We start from the raw sequence: 14,874 nt of genomic DNA on the forward strand, positions 1-14,874 counted from the left end.
GTGGCGCAGGACATGCCGTGGTGGCGCGCCATCGCTCTTGTCGGCGTCGTGCTGTGGCTGATCGGCGCGATGTTCGTGTCGCTGAGCTACATCGGGATGCTGGCCTGGGCCTGGCCGAACTTCGTGGAGACGGCCCCGACGATCCAGGTGCTGGCCTGGACGGTCGTGCTGGCGCCGATCCTCGGCATCGCCTTGGCTGTGATCCTGTCGAAGACCCTGAAGAAACACGCCCTGACCGCGATCACGACGACGCTTGTGATCCAGTTGGTCGCCCTTTTCACCCCCATGCTGGTGAGTTGATATGCCCCTGATCCTGACCGAAGAGCAGACCATGCTGAAGGAGGCCGCCGACGGCTTCCTGAGCGAGCACGCGCCCATCACCCACCTGCGCAAGCTGCGCGACAGCCGCGACGCCGACGGGGTGTCGCGCGAGCTGTGGAAGGCGTTCGGCGAGATGGGTTTCGCCGGGGTCATCATCCCCGAGGAACATGGCGGATCGGCGCTGGGCGCCGTGGAAGCTGGTGTCGTGGCCGAGGCGCTGGGGCGGACCCTGACGCCGTCGCCCTTCATGGGCTCGGGCGTGCTGTCGGCCAAGGTGCTGGTGGACGGCGGCTCGGCGGAACAGCAGGCCGAATGGTTGCCGAAGATCGCGGCGGGCGAGGCGATCCTGTCGCTGGCCGTCGATGAGGGCGCCAAGCATGCGCCGTCGAAGATCGCCACCGTCGCCGAGCGCGCGGGCAACGGGTTCAAACTGAACGGCGCCAAGGGCTTCGTGCTGGACGGCCACGTCGCCGACGCCCTGATCGTCGCGGCCCTGACCGAGAACGGCCTGACCCTGTTCCTCGTCGATCCGAAGACGAAGGGCGTGGAGATCGAGCGCACGGTGATGGTCGACGCGCACAATGCGGCGCGGGTGACCCTGACGGACGTCGAGGTCGATGCGGACGCCGTGATCGGGTCGGTGGATGAAGGCGAAGCCCTGCTGGAAGGCGCGCTGAATCTTGGCCGGGCCTGCGCGGCGGCGTCGCTGAACGGCGCGGGCGATCAGGCCTTCCAGACGACCATGGAATACCTGCGGACCCGCAAACAGTTCGGCAAGCTGATCGGCGAGTTCCAGGCGCTGCAACACCGGGCGGCGCACCTGTACAGCGAGATCGAGATCGCCCGCGCGGCGGTGATCGGCGCGCTGCAAGCGCTCGACGCCGGCAAGGAGAAGGCGCCGCTGGCGGTGTCTGTCGCCAAGGCCAAGGCCGGGCGCGTCGCCGAACTGGCGGTGCAGGAGGCGGTGCAGATGCACGGCGGCGTCGGCATGACCGACGAGTTCGACGTCGGCCTGTTCATGAAACGGGTCCGGGTGCTGAACGAACTGCTGGGCGACGCCGGGTTCCATCAGGAACGGATGGCGCAGAGCCAAGGGTTCTAGGACTTTTTCGACCAGATGCAGCCGTAGAAGCGTCACAATAAGCAAGGGAAATGCGCGCAGGAGGAGTTTGCTCATGCGCGTACTCGCACTGGCCGGGCTTGCGGCCTTTATCGCCGCTCCGGTTCTGGCCCAGACCCCGACACCGGCTCTGACGCCGGCGGAGGTGTTCGCCGAGGCGCGGGCGGCTTGCGCGGCGGACGGCGGGGACCTTTGGGGCGTCGAGCTGTGCACGCCCGTGCTGCTGGTCGATCCGGCGACCCGGACGATCCATACGGACCACAGGGGGACGAGCGACGCCCTGCAGCCCGACGGCGACCTGTTCACAGCAACGCTGCCGGGAACGGTCAACATCGCCAATACGTCGCTGGACTGGGACGGGGTGCGCTGGGCGATGCTGATGCAGCCCCTTCCGCAGGATCCCGTGCGACGGCGGGCGCTGATGGCGCATGAGCGTTGGCACGGGGTGCAGGAGGCGCTCGGCCTTCCCGCCCGGTCTCCGACCCCGGCGCATCTGGACAGCGAGGACGGTCGCGCCCTGATGCGGCTGGAGTGGCGCGCGCTGGCGGCGGCGCTGAACGCGGACAGTGACGCCGCACGGCGGCAGGCGGTGTCCGATGCACTGGCCTTCCGGGCCGCCCGGCGGGCGTTGGGGAGCGCCGAGGACGAGCGGGCGCTGGAGATGAATGAGGGGCTGGCCGAATACACCGGGCTGAGGCTGTCCGGCGGGGATGCGCGGGCGCTGGCTGTCGCCGCCCTCGGCGCCGCCGAGGGCGGTGCTTCGTTCGTACGCAGCTTCGCCTACGCATCCGGACCCGCCTACGGCCTGCTGCTGGACGGAGCGGATGCGGACTGGCGACGGTCGTTGAAGGGGGGTGATGATCTGGGCGATCTGTTGGCTGCGCGGCTGGACCTGCGGGTTGGGGACGCGGGCGCCGCCGAGGCGCGATACGGCGGCGCGGCGATCCGTGCGGAGGAAGCCCTTCGGGCGGAGCAGGCGCGGGCGATCGCGGCCGACTGGACGGCGAAGCTGGTGGACGGACCCCGGCTGCATTTACCGTTCCGGTCCATGCGGATCGCGTTTGATCCCGGCAAGATCACTGCCTTGCCGCCGCATGGATCCGTTTATCCGACGCTGCGGGTGGTGGATGCCTGGGGTGTGCTGGAAGTGAGCGACGGCGCCCTGATCGACGACAATTGGAGCGGTGTCACGGTGGCGGCGCCAGTTTCGGCGGGTGCGGTCGAGGGGCCGGGCTGGACGCTGAGGTTGAACGACGGGTGGCTGCTGACGGCCGGGGAGCGGGACGGGGACTTCCGGCTGGAGATGGAGTAGGGAACGCCCATGCTGCTCGCTGCCCTCGCTGTTCTCGCCCTTCAAAGTCCCCAAGTGGTGGACGGGGTGATCGTCAGCCCGCGATGGGCGGCGACGCCTCCGTCCGAGGCCCTGATCCCAATGGTCACCGAGTGGCCCGCGCAGGCGGATGCGGAACTGCTGTGTTCGGTTCTGGCCGACGGCGCCCTGCACGACTGTGTCGTGGAGCGGTCCAGTCCGCCGGGAGATGAGCGGGTGACGCGCCACGCCCTGCATCTAAGCCAGTTCTTCCGCCTTCACCCAAGGCTTGCGAATGGCCGGTCGGTCAGGGGGCTGAAGGTGCGGTTGCCGCTGCGGTGGGAGAGCTGAGGGCTGTCGGCGCCGGTGTTCGAGGCGTCTCCGGCCTCGACGAAGCCGCCGTCTCCTGATCGACGCTGCCGCGCCATTCTCCGCAAACTCCTTAGCGGCCTGTGCGGGGGTGGCCCGCCACCGGGCGCGCCTGCTAAACCTCCCGCAAGGGAGAGCATCACATGACGACGCGAGCCAACGCGCCTCAGTATCTCAGCGGCTTCGGGAATCATTTCGCGACCGAGGCCGTGCCGTGCGCGCTGCCCGAGGGGCGAAATTCGCCGCAGCGGGCGCCGATGGGGCTGTATGCGGAGCAGCTGTCGGGGACGGCGTTCACCGCGCCGCGCACCGAGAACCGCCGCAGCTGGCTGTATCGCCTGCGTCCGTCGGCGCAGCATCCGGCCTACAGGCCCTTCCCGCAGAAGCTGGTGCGCTCCGGCCCCTTCCATGAGGCGCCGCCGAGCCCGAACCGGATGCGCTGGGACCCGCTGCCGATCCCAACCGAGCCGACCGACTGGGTCGAGGGGCTGGTGACCTATGGCGGGACCGGGGATGCGGAGGCGCTCACCGGCGTAGGCATCCACCTGTACGCCGCCAATCGCTCCATGACCGACCGGGTCTTCTATTGCGCCGATGGCGAGCTGCTGATCGTGCCGCAGCAGGGCGAGCAGGCCTTCGTCACCGAGATGGGCCGCATCGACGCCCGGCCGGGCGAGATCGTGGTCATCCCGCGCGGCGTGCGCTTCCGGGTCGAGGTCTCCGGGCCGGTGCGCGGCTATGTGTGCGAGAACTACGGCGCGGCCTTCCGTCTGCCGGATCTGGGACCGATCGGCTCGAACGGTCTGGCCAATCCGCGCGACTTCCAGACCCCGGTAGCCTGGTTCGAGGACGTGGACCGCCCGACCGAGTGCATCCAGAAATTCGGCGGACGTCTGTACGTCACCACCTTCGATCACAGCCCGCTGGACGTGGTCGGCTGGCACGGCAACTACGCGCCCTGCAAATACGACACGGCGAAGTTCAACACGATCGGGACGGTCAGTTTCGACCACCCGGACCCCTCGATCTTCACGGTGCTGACCAGCCCGTCGGATACGCCGGGGACGGCCAACTGCGACTTTGTCATCTTCCCTCCGCGCTGGATGGTGGCCGAGGACACCTTCCGCCCGCCGTGGTTCCACCGGAACGTCATGAGTGAGTTCATGGGACTGGTGACGGGCGAATACGACGCCAAGGAGGGCGGCTTCGCCCCCGGCGGCGCCAGCCTGCACAATTGCATGAGCGGGCACGGGCCGGATCAGGCGTCCTATGACAAGGCGGTCGCCGCCGAGCTGAAGCCGGTGAAGATCGAGAACACCCTGGCCTTCATGTTCGAGACCCGAATGCCGATCCGCACCACGGAATGGGCGCAAACCTCGCCGACGATGCAGCTGGACTACGACGACGTCTGGACCGGCTTTGAAAAAGGACAAGTGAACCCATGAAGCGCGTGATCATCGCGGTTGCGGCCCTGTTCGCCGTCGCCTGCCAGCCGATGCCGGCGACGGACAACGCCTCGGCCTCGCCCGCGCCGCAGCCGACGCAGGTCAGCGCCGCCGGGACGACCGACGCGGCCCTGTGTGATCGCGCGGGCGGCAAGATGCTGCCGCAGGGCCGGATGCAGTCGGTGCGCTGCGTCATCACCTATGCTGACGCGGGCCGACGCTGCACGAAGGGCTCGGACTGTCAGGGCGACTGCCGCATCGAGGAAGCCGCCTCGGGCACGCCGCAAGCGGGGGCCGCTGCTGTAGGAACCTGCCAGCGCACCAGCAGCCGCTTCGGCTGCTACACCACGGTCGAGAACGGCAAGGCCGAGGCGACGATCTGCGTCGACTGAGGGCGTAGGTGATTGGTGATTGGGTGATTGGTGATTGCCTGAAGTGAAGGGCAGCCAATCGAGCCGTCGGTCGGCCCACCTTCACCAATCACCAGTCACCAATCACCTCCCGGTCTGGCCCAAGCAAAAGGCCCCGTCGCGAGAGCGGCGGGGCCTTCGTCGTTCGTCCGTGGACGGAACGAGCTTACTGCGCCGGGGCCGGCGGCGTGGTCATTTCACCCGACGGCGTGGTGCTGGGGGTGTTGGAGGTGGTCATGCCGCCATCGGCGTTGCCACCCTGTTGCTCGATACGGTCAGCCTCGGTGTTGAGGGCCTTTTCCTCGGCCTCGTTCGGCGTGGCGGCGGCCTGCGCTTCCAGTTGGTCGGCGGTGGCTTCAGCCTGCTTGTCGGCGGCGCTTTCGCCACAGGCGGCAAGGCCGGCGAAGGCGAAGGCGGCGGTAGCGGCGATGATCATCTTACGCATAGGAACAGTCCCTTTTTCTCTTCCTGGGACCGGACCAACCTGCGGGAGTCAAAAAGGTTCACGCCGCCGTGAGGGCGACGTGAACCTCATCGTTGATTATTCCGACGCGGCGAAGGCCACGCGGGCGGCGCCCAGAAGGGCGGCGTGCTTGTGCAGGATCACATGGGTCGGGATGGCGGCCATGTAGTCCTTGAACCGGCCCTTGCGCTCGAACCGCTCGCGGAAGGGGCTGGCCTTGAGGAAGGGCAGGATGCGCGGAGCGATCCCGCCGGCGATATAGACGCCGCCGCGCGCGCCGGTGGTCAGGGCGATGTCGCCGGCCACGGCGCCCAGCAGGGCGCAGAAGCGGGCCAAGGTGGCGCCGCAGTGGCTGTTCGGGTTTTCCAGCGCCTCGGCGGTGATCTGGGCCGGATCGTCTATATGGGTCTCGCGGCCGTCGATCTCGGCCAGGGCGCGGTGCATGTTCAGCAGGCCGGGGCCGCAGATCAGGCGCTCGATCGAGACGCGGTCATAGCGGCGGCGCAGGATGCGCAGGATTTCGTCCTCGATCGGGTCGCCCGGGGCGAAGCAGGCGTGGCCGCCCTCGGACGGCATGGCCAGTTCATTGCCGCGGGCATCGCGCACCAGAGCCGAGACGCCGAAGCCGGTGCCCGGCCCGAGCACGGCGATGGCCGCGTGCGGGTCGCCCTCTTCCGGCCCGCCCAGCGACGCCAGCTCGGCCTGCGGGACAACGGGAGCGCCCCAGGCCAGAGCCTCGAAATCGTTGATCAGGCGGACGGGCTTGAGGCCGAGCGTGCCCAGCTCGGTTTCCGACACCCGCCAGGGCGAGTTGGTCAGGTCGATCTCGCCGTCGGTGACCGGACCGGCCACGGCGATGACGCCGCCGGTCGGCTTGACCTCGCAGCCGTCGATGAAGGCCTTCACGCCTTCGAGGAAGGTCGGATAGGTCTCCGCCGGGAAGCTTTCATGGTGCTCGAGCACCGGCTTGCCGTTGACCATGTGGGCGATGGCGAAGCGGGCGTTGGTGCCGCCGACGTCGCCGACGAGCAGGGTGCGGTCCCAGTTGATGGTCATGGCCTTGTTCCTCCTGCCCGCTTGTCCCCGTCTGCGCGGGGATGAGCGGAATAAACAATATGCGTCACGCGTCGACAGCCCGGTCGACGATGTTCGGATCGGGCGGGGTGTCTTCGTTGACCGGCGCGCCGTGCGGCACGGCGAAGCAGACGGAGGCGCCTTCTTCGGCGGTCGAGACGACATGGCGGAAGGCCCCGAACAGCTCGCGGCCGTATCCCCATGCGGAACCGGTGGCGTGGGCCTCGGTGCGGTGGGCGGCCGGGCGGGCGGTCAGATCAGCGACGCCCACGGTGCTCAGCACCCCGGCCTCGGCGTCCAGACGGATGATGTCGCCGTCCCGCACATGCGCCAGAGGGCCGCCCGCGAGGGCTTCAGGCGATACGTGGATGGCGGCGGGCGTCTTGCCCGAGGCGCCGGACATGCGGCCGTCGGTGACGAAGGCGACCCTGAAGCCCTTGTCCTGAAGCACGGACAGGGCGGGTGACAGGCTGTGCAGTTCCGGCATCCCGTTGGCGCGCGGGCCCTGGAAGCGCAGGACCACGACGACGTCGCGGTTCAGCTTGCCGTCCTTGAAGGCCTGAAGGGCCTCTTCCTGCGATTCGAAGACGGCGGCGGGGGCCTCGACGATGCGGTTCTCCGGCTTGACCGCCGAGACCTTGATGACGGCGCGGCCGAGGTCGCCTTTCACCAGACGCAGGCCGCCGTCCTTCTGGAACGGATCGGAGGCGGGACGCAGGATGTCGGTGTCCAGGCTTTGCGCCACGCCGTCGCGCCACATCAGTTCGCCGTCGACCATGGACGGTTCCTGGAAATAGGCGTCCAGACCCTTGCCCATGACGGTTTCGACGTCGGCGTGGATGTTGCCGTGCTCGGCCAGTTCGCGGGTGACGAAGGCGACGCCGCCGGCGGCCTGGAAGGCGTTCACGTCCGCCGAGCCGTTCGGATAGACGCGGGCCAGAAGCGGGGTCGCCGAGGACAACTGGTCCATGTCGGTCCAGTCGATGATCACGCCTGCGGCGCGCGCCATGGCGACCAGATGGATGGCGTGGTTGGTCGAGCCGCCGGTGGCCAGCAGGGCCACGATCATGTTGACGATCGACTTCTCGGAAATGACGTCGGCCATACGGCCTGAGTCGGTGCGAGCCAGCTCGACCGAGCGCCTGGCGGCGGCGGCGGTCAGGGCGTCGCGCAGGCCGGTCTCCGGGTGCACGAAGGCGGTCGAGGGCAGATGCAGACCGGCCATCTCCATCATCATCTGGTTGGAGTTGGCGGTGCCGTAGAAGGTGCAGGTGCCGGGCGAGTGGTAGGAGCCGATCTCGCTTTCCAGCAGGGTCTGACGATCCACCTGATTTTGCGCGTAGAGGGCGCGGACGCGGGCCTTCTCGGCATTGGGGATGCCCGACGGCATCGGACCGGCCGGGGCGAAGATCACCGGCAGGTGGCCGAAGGCCAGGGCGCCGATGAACAGCCCCGGGACGATCTTGTCGCAGACCCCAAGCATCATGGCGGCGTCGAAGGCGTCATGGGTCAGGGCGACGCCGGTGGACATGGCGATGACGTCGCGGCTGAACAGCGACAGCTCCATGCCCGGGCGACCTTGGGTGACGCCGTCACACATGGCGGGCGTGCCGCCGGCGACCTGGGCCGTCGCGCCGACCTCGCGCGTGGCGGCGCGGATGATCTCGGGGAAGCGCTCGAATGGCTGGTGGGCCGAGAGCATGTCGTTGAAGGCGGTGACGATGCCGACGTTCGGCTGCTTGCCGCCCATGGCGGTGAGCTTGTCGGCGAGGGTCTGGCCCGCGAAGGCGTGGGCCCAGTTGGCGCAGGACAGCTTGGCGCGACCCGAGCCGCTGTCGCGGGCGGCGTCCATGCGGCGCAGGTAGTCCGTGCGGGTGGTCCGGGAACGCTCGACGATGCGGGCGGTGACCTCGGCCACGACGGGATGGAGCTTGGGCATCAGGCGGCGGCCTCCGTCCAGAGGACTTCGAGCGGAACGCTCGCGGCGATCAGGGCGGCGATGGGCTGGGTCGCGGGATCGCCCGCGGCCTCGCGCTCGAACACGGCGCGCTTCTGTTTGCCGGTCAGGGCCAGAACCACCCGGCGGGCCTGCATCAGGTACGGCAGGTTGATCGACAGGCGCTCAAGGCTGGGGGCCAGACCGTCGCGGCCTCGGGGAACGCCAAGCACGGTCGGCTTGAGCGTGGGGGTGAGCAGGGTCTTCAGCGTCGGGCTTTCGGGGAACATAGAGCAGATATGGCCATCCTCCCCCATGCCGAGAAGAACGGCGTCGAGACGGTCGGTCTCGGCGGCCAGAGCGTGGGCGGCGACGATGGCGGCGCGGTCGACGGTGACCTCCGGGGTGTACAGGGGCACGAAGCGGGCGGCTGCGGCTGAGCCGGTCAGCAGGGTCTGCTTCATCAGTGCGGCGTTGGACTCCGGCGAGGTCTCCGGAACGTAGCGCTCGTCCACCAAGGTCACCGCGACCTTCGACCAGTCGAGCGAGGCGGCGGCCATCAGGCGGTAGATGGGCGAGGGGGTCGAACCGCCCGCGCCCGCGAACACGCCCTTGCCGGTTTCGGCGATGGCGGCGGACAGGGTGTCAGTCAGGCGGGCGGCGCCGGCGTCGGCCCAACTCGCTCCATCAGCAAAGACTTCGATCTCAGGCATCGCTGACATTCCACTCCCGCCCCGTGCGCGCCATCAGCATGTCGGAAGAGTCGGGGCCCCAGGTTCCGGCGACGTATACCTGCGGCTTCACATCGCCGTCGGCCCAGGCCTCGGAGACCTCGTCGACCCATTTCCACGCGGCCTCGGCCTCGTCGCGACGGACGAAGAGGGTGCTGTCGCCGTGCAGGGCGTCGAGCAACAGGCGCTCGTAGGCGATGCGGCGGCGCGGCGCGGCGTCCCCCTTTCCGCCGACGCCCCACGACAGGCTCATCTTGATCGGTTGAAGCTGCATGCGCTGGTCCAGGCCGGGACGCTTGTTCATCACCGTCAGGGAGATGTCTTCCTCGGGCTGGAGCTCGATGATCATGCGGTTGGCCTGCACGTCGCCGCGGTCGTCGCGGTCGAAGATGGAGTGCGGCAGCGGCTTGAACTGGATGACGATCTCGGTGCGCTTCTCGGGCAGGCGCTTGCCGGTGCGCATGAAGAAGGGCACGCCCGCCCAGCGCCAGTTGTCGATATCGGCGCGGATGGCGACGAAGGTTTCGGTGTCCGAATCCTGACCGCGTTCCTCGTCATAGCCCTTGACCGGTTTGCCCTCGACGGTCCCGGCCACGTACTGGCCGCGCACGGTGACGCGTTCGGCTTCCTCGTGGGTGATGGGGCGCAGGGAGCGCAGGACCTTGACCTTCTCGTTGCGAACCGAGTCCGGGTCGAGGTCGGACGGCGGCTCCATGGCGACCAGACACAGCAGCTGGAGCATGTGGTTCTGCAGCATGTCCCGCAGGGCGCCGTACTCATCGTAGTAGGGCCAGCGATCACCGACGCCGACCGTCTCGCCGATGGTGATCTGGACGTGGTCGATGGACAGGTTGTTCCACAACGGCTCGAACACGGTGTTGCCGAAGCGCAGGGCGATCAGGTTCTGGACCGTCTCCTTGCCGAGGTAGTGGTCGATGCGGAAGACCTGATCCTCTCGGAAGGCCTGGCCCACGGCGTCGTCGATCTCGCGGAAGCTGGCGAGGTCGCGGCCGACCGGCTTCTCCAGCACCACGCGGCAGTTCCGGTCGGCCAGACCGGCGTCCTTCATCGCGGTGACGATGCGGGCGTACAGGGAGGGGGAGACCGCCAGGAAGGAGGTGATCTCGCCGTCGCCGCACATGGCCTTGAGCGGCTTCAGACTGTCGGCGCTGGTGGCGTCGACGGGCAGGTATTCGAGGCGGGCCTCCATGCGGGCCCACGCGGCGTCGGTCCAGGCGTTGTCGGCGCGGGCCTTGCTCTCGACCGTGGCGCGGACCTTGGCGACGTACTCGTCGCGGCTTTCGTCGGAGCGGGCGGCGCCGATGATCTTCAGATCGTCGGCCAGCAGGCCCTCGTGGTCGAGGAAATAGAGCGAAGGCAACAGCATCCGCATGGCGAGGTCGCCGCCGCCGCCGAACAGGACCAGGGCCGCCATTCGTGCTCCTTCACTTATTTGAACCCTTCAGGATGAAGGGTCTTTGGCCGCTTCCGCGCGCGGAGCCAACCGCCGGGCGCGCGCTGAAACACCATGTGACGGTCAAGGTGAGAAAGCGAAACGGGCGTCAGGGTCAATCCCCGACGCCCGTCAGCGGTTCCGAAAGCGGGACGTGCTGGCCTAAGGCACCTCGGTGACCAGCAGGGTCGCCGGGTTGTTGCTGCCGCTGTAGACGCCGACCCAGATGTCATAGACGCCCGACGACGGCTTGGAGAAGTAGACTTGGGCGTTGGTGCCGCCGCCCGAGTCGTCGTCGCAGTACCACTGACCGTCGGGAGCGTTGACCACCAGCGTCGTGTCCGAGCCTGACTGCGTCTGGATGGCGAGCGGCAGGGAGCCGGCGGTGTAGGTGATCTGGTAGTCCGGCGCGACGGCGATGATGCCGCGGCACGAGGACGAGACGACGGAGGCCTGGATGCTGCCGCCCGCGGTCAGGCTGACCCGGTGGGGGTCGGGGGTGAAGCCCGAGCTGAGGTAGGTTTCGCCATAGGTCGCCCGGGCGCTGGTGTCCGGATAGCCGCCGTCACCGCCGCCACCGTCGCCCGTCAGTTCGGTGATGGTCAGGGTCGCCGAAGCCGTGCCGCCGCCGAAGGTGCCGACCCAGATGTCATAGGTTCCGGAACGGGGCGTGTTGAAGGTGACCTGCGGGTTGGTTCCGCCGTTGGAGTCGTCGTCGCAGTACCAGAGGCCGTCCGGACCGTTGACGACCAGGGTGGTGTCCGAGGAGGCGCTGGCGACGATGTAGAGCGGCAGCGAGCCGGCGTCGTAGGTCAGCTCGTAATCCGGCGCGCGGGCGATGGAGCCGGTGCAGGGCGAGCCGAGGTTCGAGGCGTCGATGGAGCCGCCGGCGGTCAGGCTGACCGTATGCGGATCGGGGGTGAAGCCGGAGCTGAGTCGCACTGAGCCGTAGGTGGCGCGGGCGGAGGTGTCCTGCGCATGGGCGGCCGGAGCCACCAGAAGAACCGCGGCCGTCGCGGCGATGACAGACCTGAACAGCATATTTCACTCCCCGGTGAAAAAATTGGCAGAACAACGTTTGCATGACGCCGTTAATCCGACAAGCCGAAGCGGGCGTGCAGGAGACTCTTGGCGTTTCCCGGTGGATCGCACTACTTGCGAAACATGACAAAGGTTCTGATCATCGGCGCGGGACACGCGGGCGGTACGGCGGCGGCGCTGCTGCGCCAGTATGGGCATGAGGGCGCGATCGTTCTGGCCGGTGACGAGGCCGCGCCCCCCTATCAGAGGCCACCGCTGTCGAAGGCCTGGCTGAAGGGCGAGGCCGATCTGGAGGCGCTGCTGCTGCGGCCCGAGAGCTTCTATGTCGAACAGAACATCACCCTGAGAACCGGGGTGACCGCGACGGCCATCGACCGGACGGCGAAGACGGCGACGTTCAGAGACGGGACGGTCGAACCCTATGACGTGCTGATCCTGGCGACGGGATCGACGGCGCGTCGGCTGGCCATTCCGGGGGCGGATCGTCCGGACCTGCTGGAGCTGCGCACGCTCGTGGATGCGGAGAAGCTGAAGGCGGCGCTGGGGCCGGGCAAGCGTCTGGCGGTGGTCGGCGGCGGCTATGTGGGGCTGGAGGCGGCGGCCTCGGCCCGCGCTCTGGGCGCCGAGGCGGTGGTCATCGAGCGGATGGACCGGGTGCTGGCGCGGGTCGCCTCGGAAACCCTGTCAGCCTTCTTCACCGGCTATCATCGCAGCCACGGGGTGGAGATCCTGACCTCGGCGGAGGTGACCGGGTTCGAGGATGCCGGCGTGCGGCTGGCGGACGGGCGGTTGATCGAGGCCGATGTCGTGCTGGTGGGCGTCGGCGCGCTGGCCAATGAAGGGTTGGCGCGGGCGGCCGGACTGGACTGCCTGAACGGGGTGGTGGTGGATGCGGAGGCCCGGACGTCGGACCCGTCGATCTTCGCCATCGGTGACATGACCTACCGGCCCGTGCCGGTCCACGGCGGCGCCATGCATCGTCTGGAAAGCGTGCCCAATGCGCTGGAGCAGGCCAAGCAGGCGGCCTCGGCCATCGTCGGGCGCGCGGCTCCGGCTCCTGAAGTCCCGTGGTTCTGGTCGGACCAGTATGATCTGAAGCTGCAGATCGCCGGACTGCCGAACGAGGCGGATCGTCAGGTGGTGCGCGGCGATGCGGCGACCGGCGGCTTCGCGGTCTTTCATCTGGCGGGAGACCGGATCGTGAGCGTCGAAGCGGTCAATGCGCCCGCCGAGTTCATGGCCGGGCGTCTGATGATCGGCAAGCAGACGCCGGTGGATGCGGACCGGCTGGCCGATCCCTCCGTGACGATGAAGGCGGTGGCGGCAGGCTGAGCGTCAGTTCCGCGCGGCGATGGCGTCGGTCTCGGCCGATGGTCCGTTCAGGCGCTCGATCAGCAGGTCCAGCGGCCTGGGGCGGCCGATCAGATAGCCCTGCGCCATGTCACAGCCCATGCCGCGCAGCAGGGACAGGGCGGTCGGCGTTTCGACGCCTTCGGCGGTGATCTTCAGGCCCAGACCGTGGGCCAGATCGATGGTCGACTTGACGAGCAGGGCGTCGCGGCCGGACTGGTCCATGTCGAGCACGAAGCTCTTGTCGATCTTCAGTTCATCGGCCTGGATGCGCTTCAGATAGGTCAGGGACGACAGGCCCGAACCGTAGTCGTCCAGCGAGATCAGCACCCCGGCGGCGGACAGGCGGTCGATGACGGCCAGGGCGCGTTCGGGGTCGTGCATGACCGCCGTCTCGGTGATCTCGAAACACAGGCGGGCGCCGGAGGCGCTGATCTGCTCCAGCGCGAAGTCGGCGAAGCTGTCGTCGGACAGCAAGCGGCCCGAGATGTTGATCGAGACGATGACCTCATGCCCGGCGGCGGCCATGACGGCCTGATCAAGAATGGCCTGACGCACCACCCATTCGGTCAAAGGGCGGATGTGGCCGGTTTCCTCGGCCATGCTGACGAACAGGTCCGGCGGAACCTCACCCCGACGCGGGTGGGTCCAGCGGGCGAGGGCCTCCACCCCGGTAATACGCTCGGCGCGGAAGTCGTATTTGGGCTGATAGGCCAGAGAGAACTCGCCGTTGTCGAGCGCGGCCATCAGTTCGGAGATCAGGGACAGGTTGCCGGCCGGATCACCGTAGGCGGCGGCGTCGAAACCGGCGGCGGAACGGCGCAGACGGCGGGCGCGCTCGACGGCGATGGCGGCCCGGTCGACAGGGGATGTCAGATGGGCGCCGGTCTCGCCCCTGCGGGCGACCCCGGCGGTCAGGGCGATGTCGACGGGCGCGCCGGAGACATCGAACGGGGCGCGGGCGGCGTCGGACAGAGTGGTGGCGATGGAAAGAGCTTCGTCCTCATCCTTCGCGACGACGACGAGGCCCAGCACGGCGGCGCTGACGCGGGATATGGAGGCGCCGGACAGGGCGGCCAGACGGCGCCCGACAGCATTCACCAGACGGGCCGTGGCGTCGTAGCCGATCGCGTCCCGGACCACCTCGAAGCGGTCGATGCCGACAAGGATGACCCACAGGCCGTCCTGCGAGGCGGCCAGACGCTCCAGCGCCAGCCGGTTGGGCACGCCCGTCTCCTGATCATGCAGGGCGATGTGGGTCAGTCGCTCCTCGCGGTCGCGCACGTCGCGTATCATGGTCCTGAACCCGATCAGCAGGACGATGAGGGCGACCACGGCGAAGGACAGGCCGCCAAACACCGCCGCCTCATGCGGCTTCATCGCGTCGGTGATCGGATGCAGCAGGGGCAGGAGCAGGGCCGAGATCAGCAGGGCCGCCCCGAACAGGCCGGCGCACAGGATCGCCAGCCGTGTCCGGACCCGACCGAAGCGCGGCAGGCGTGGCAGGGCCGGGGGCGGCATCAGCGCGTCTCCGGTCGTTGCTGGAGGCGGGATGTGGGGATGCGCGGGCGGTCGGCGGGGCCACGCCCGATCCGGGTCGACCAGTACTGGCAGACGGACCGCGATTTCACGCGCCCAATCTGCTCGATACAGGTGAATCCTCCGTAAAGCGCTGTTCCGCAAGCGGAATGCGAGGCAGACGCAATCGCGAGCGACGGCGCGGCGATTGTCGGGGGACATTCCGTCACCTTGACGCGCCCTCGGGACACTCGACGAATTTTGAGAATGCGTCTCAAAAATGGTTGCGATGAGGAGGGAAGATGATATTGCGACCCGCTCGCAGAGATCATTC

Annotated in this window: 14 protein-coding genes; 7 read left to right on the forward strand and 7 right to left on the reverse strand. The window is 68.5% G+C overall.

Annotation, left to right across the window (positions count from 1 at the left end; all coding sequences use genetic code 11):
- The 6 genes from ACODRV_RS00550 (at window position 1) to ACODRV_RS00575 (ending at window position 4,956) form a co-directional block, all read left to right on the forward strand.
- A complete protein-coding gene (locus ACODRV_RS00550; RefSeq protein ID WP_488907067.1) occupies window positions 1-300 on the forward strand; it encodes a hypothetical protein in 300 nt (99 codons plus the stop codon).
- Between the two features lies 1 nt (window position 301).
- Window positions 302-1,423: an acyl-CoA dehydrogenase family protein gene (locus ACODRV_RS00555; RefSeq protein WP_141625752.1), complete on the forward strand. Its 1,122-nt coding sequence runs from the start codon at window positions 302-304 to the stop codon at window positions 1,421-1,423.
- A gap of 73 nt (window positions 1,424-1,496) precedes the next feature.
- Entirely contained in the window at window positions 1,497-2,753 is a 1,257-nt protein-coding gene (locus ACODRV_RS00560) for a hypothetical protein (protein WP_488907068.1), read from the forward strand.
- Window positions 2,754-2,762: 9 nt separating this feature from the next.
- On the forward strand, window positions 2,763-3,101 hold the full coding sequence (locus ACODRV_RS00565) for a hypothetical protein (RefSeq protein WP_141625753.1): 339 nt from the start codon (window positions 2,763-2,765) through the stop codon (window positions 3,099-3,101).
- 161 nt (window positions 3,102-3,262) lie between these two features.
- On the forward strand, window positions 3,263-4,564 hold the full coding sequence (hmgA, locus tag ACODRV_RS00570) for a homogentisate 1,2-dioxygenase (RefSeq protein WP_488907069.1): 1,302 nt from the start codon (window positions 3,263-3,265) through the stop codon (window positions 4,562-4,564).
- Entirely contained in the window at window positions 4,561-4,956 is a 396-nt protein-coding gene (locus ACODRV_RS00575; RefSeq protein WP_488907070.1) for a hypothetical protein, read from the forward strand. The genes hmgA and ACODRV_RS00575 overlap by 4 nt, the downstream gene beginning before the upstream one ends.
- 184 nt (window positions 4,957-5,140) lie before the next feature.
- Here the strand turns inward: ACODRV_RS00575 and ACODRV_RS00580 are convergent, their stop codons facing one another.
- The 6 genes from ACODRV_RS00580 to ACODRV_RS00605 all read right to left on the reverse strand — a co-directional run bounded on the left by ACODRV_RS00580 (window position 5,141) and on the right by ACODRV_RS00605 (window position 11,672).
- A complete protein-coding gene (locus tag ACODRV_RS00580; RefSeq protein WP_141625756.1) occupies window positions 5,141-5,419 on the reverse strand; it encodes a hypothetical protein in 279 nt (92 codons plus the stop codon).
- A 96-nt stretch (window positions 5,420-5,515) separates the two neighbouring features.
- Window positions 5,516-6,493 (reverse strand): glucokinase, encoded by a 978-nt coding sequence (gene glk / locus ACODRV_RS00585; protein WP_141625757.1) that lies wholly within the window; start codon window positions 6,491-6,493, stop codon window positions 5,516-5,518.
- 64 nt (window positions 6,494-6,557) lie between these two features.
- On the reverse strand, window positions 6,558-8,450 hold the full coding sequence (edd, locus tag ACODRV_RS00590; RefSeq protein ID WP_141625758.1) for a phosphogluconate dehydratase: 1,893 nt from the start codon (window positions 8,448-8,450) through the stop codon (window positions 6,558-6,560).
- On the reverse strand, window positions 8,450-9,160 hold the full coding sequence (gene pgl / locus ACODRV_RS00595; RefSeq protein WP_205750832.1) for a 6-phosphogluconolactonase: 711 nt from the start codon (window positions 9,158-9,160) through the stop codon (window positions 8,450-8,452). The genes edd and pgl overlap by 1 nt, the downstream gene beginning before the upstream one ends.
- Window positions 9,153-10,613 carry a glucose-6-phosphate dehydrogenase gene (gene zwf, locus ACODRV_RS00600; protein ID WP_141625760.1) on the reverse strand — a complete coding sequence of 487 codons (1,461 nt, stop codon included), beginning with the start codon at window positions 10,611-10,613 and terminating at the stop codon, window positions 9,153-9,155. Before zwf ends, pgl begins: the two co-directional genes overlap by 8 nt.
- A 180-nt stretch (window positions 10,614-10,793) precedes the next feature.
- A complete protein-coding gene (locus ACODRV_RS00605) occupies window positions 10,794-11,672 on the reverse strand; it encodes a peptidase (protein ID WP_488907071.1) in 879 nt (292 codons plus the stop codon).
- Window positions 11,673-11,795: 123 nt separating this feature from the next.
- Here ACODRV_RS00605 and ACODRV_RS00610 point away from each other — a divergent pair, with 123 nt between their 5' ends.
- Window positions 11,796-13,004: an NAD(P)/FAD-dependent oxidoreductase gene (locus ACODRV_RS00610; protein ID WP_488907072.1), complete on the forward strand. Its 1,209-nt coding sequence runs from the start codon at window positions 11,796-11,798 to the stop codon at window positions 13,002-13,004.
- A gap of 3 nt (window positions 13,005-13,007) precedes the next feature.
- Here the strand turns inward: ACODRV_RS00610 and ACODRV_RS00615 are convergent, their stop codons facing one another.
- Window positions 13,008-14,543, reverse strand: a complete 1,536-nt coding sequence (locus ACODRV_RS00615) for a putative bifunctional diguanylate cyclase/phosphodiesterase (RefSeq protein ID WP_488907073.1) — start codon at window positions 14,541-14,543, stop codon at window positions 13,008-13,010.
- Between the last annotated feature and the right edge of the window lie 331 nt (window positions 14,544-14,874).

The organism is Brevundimonas sp. FG8 (genome assembly GCF_057808845.1).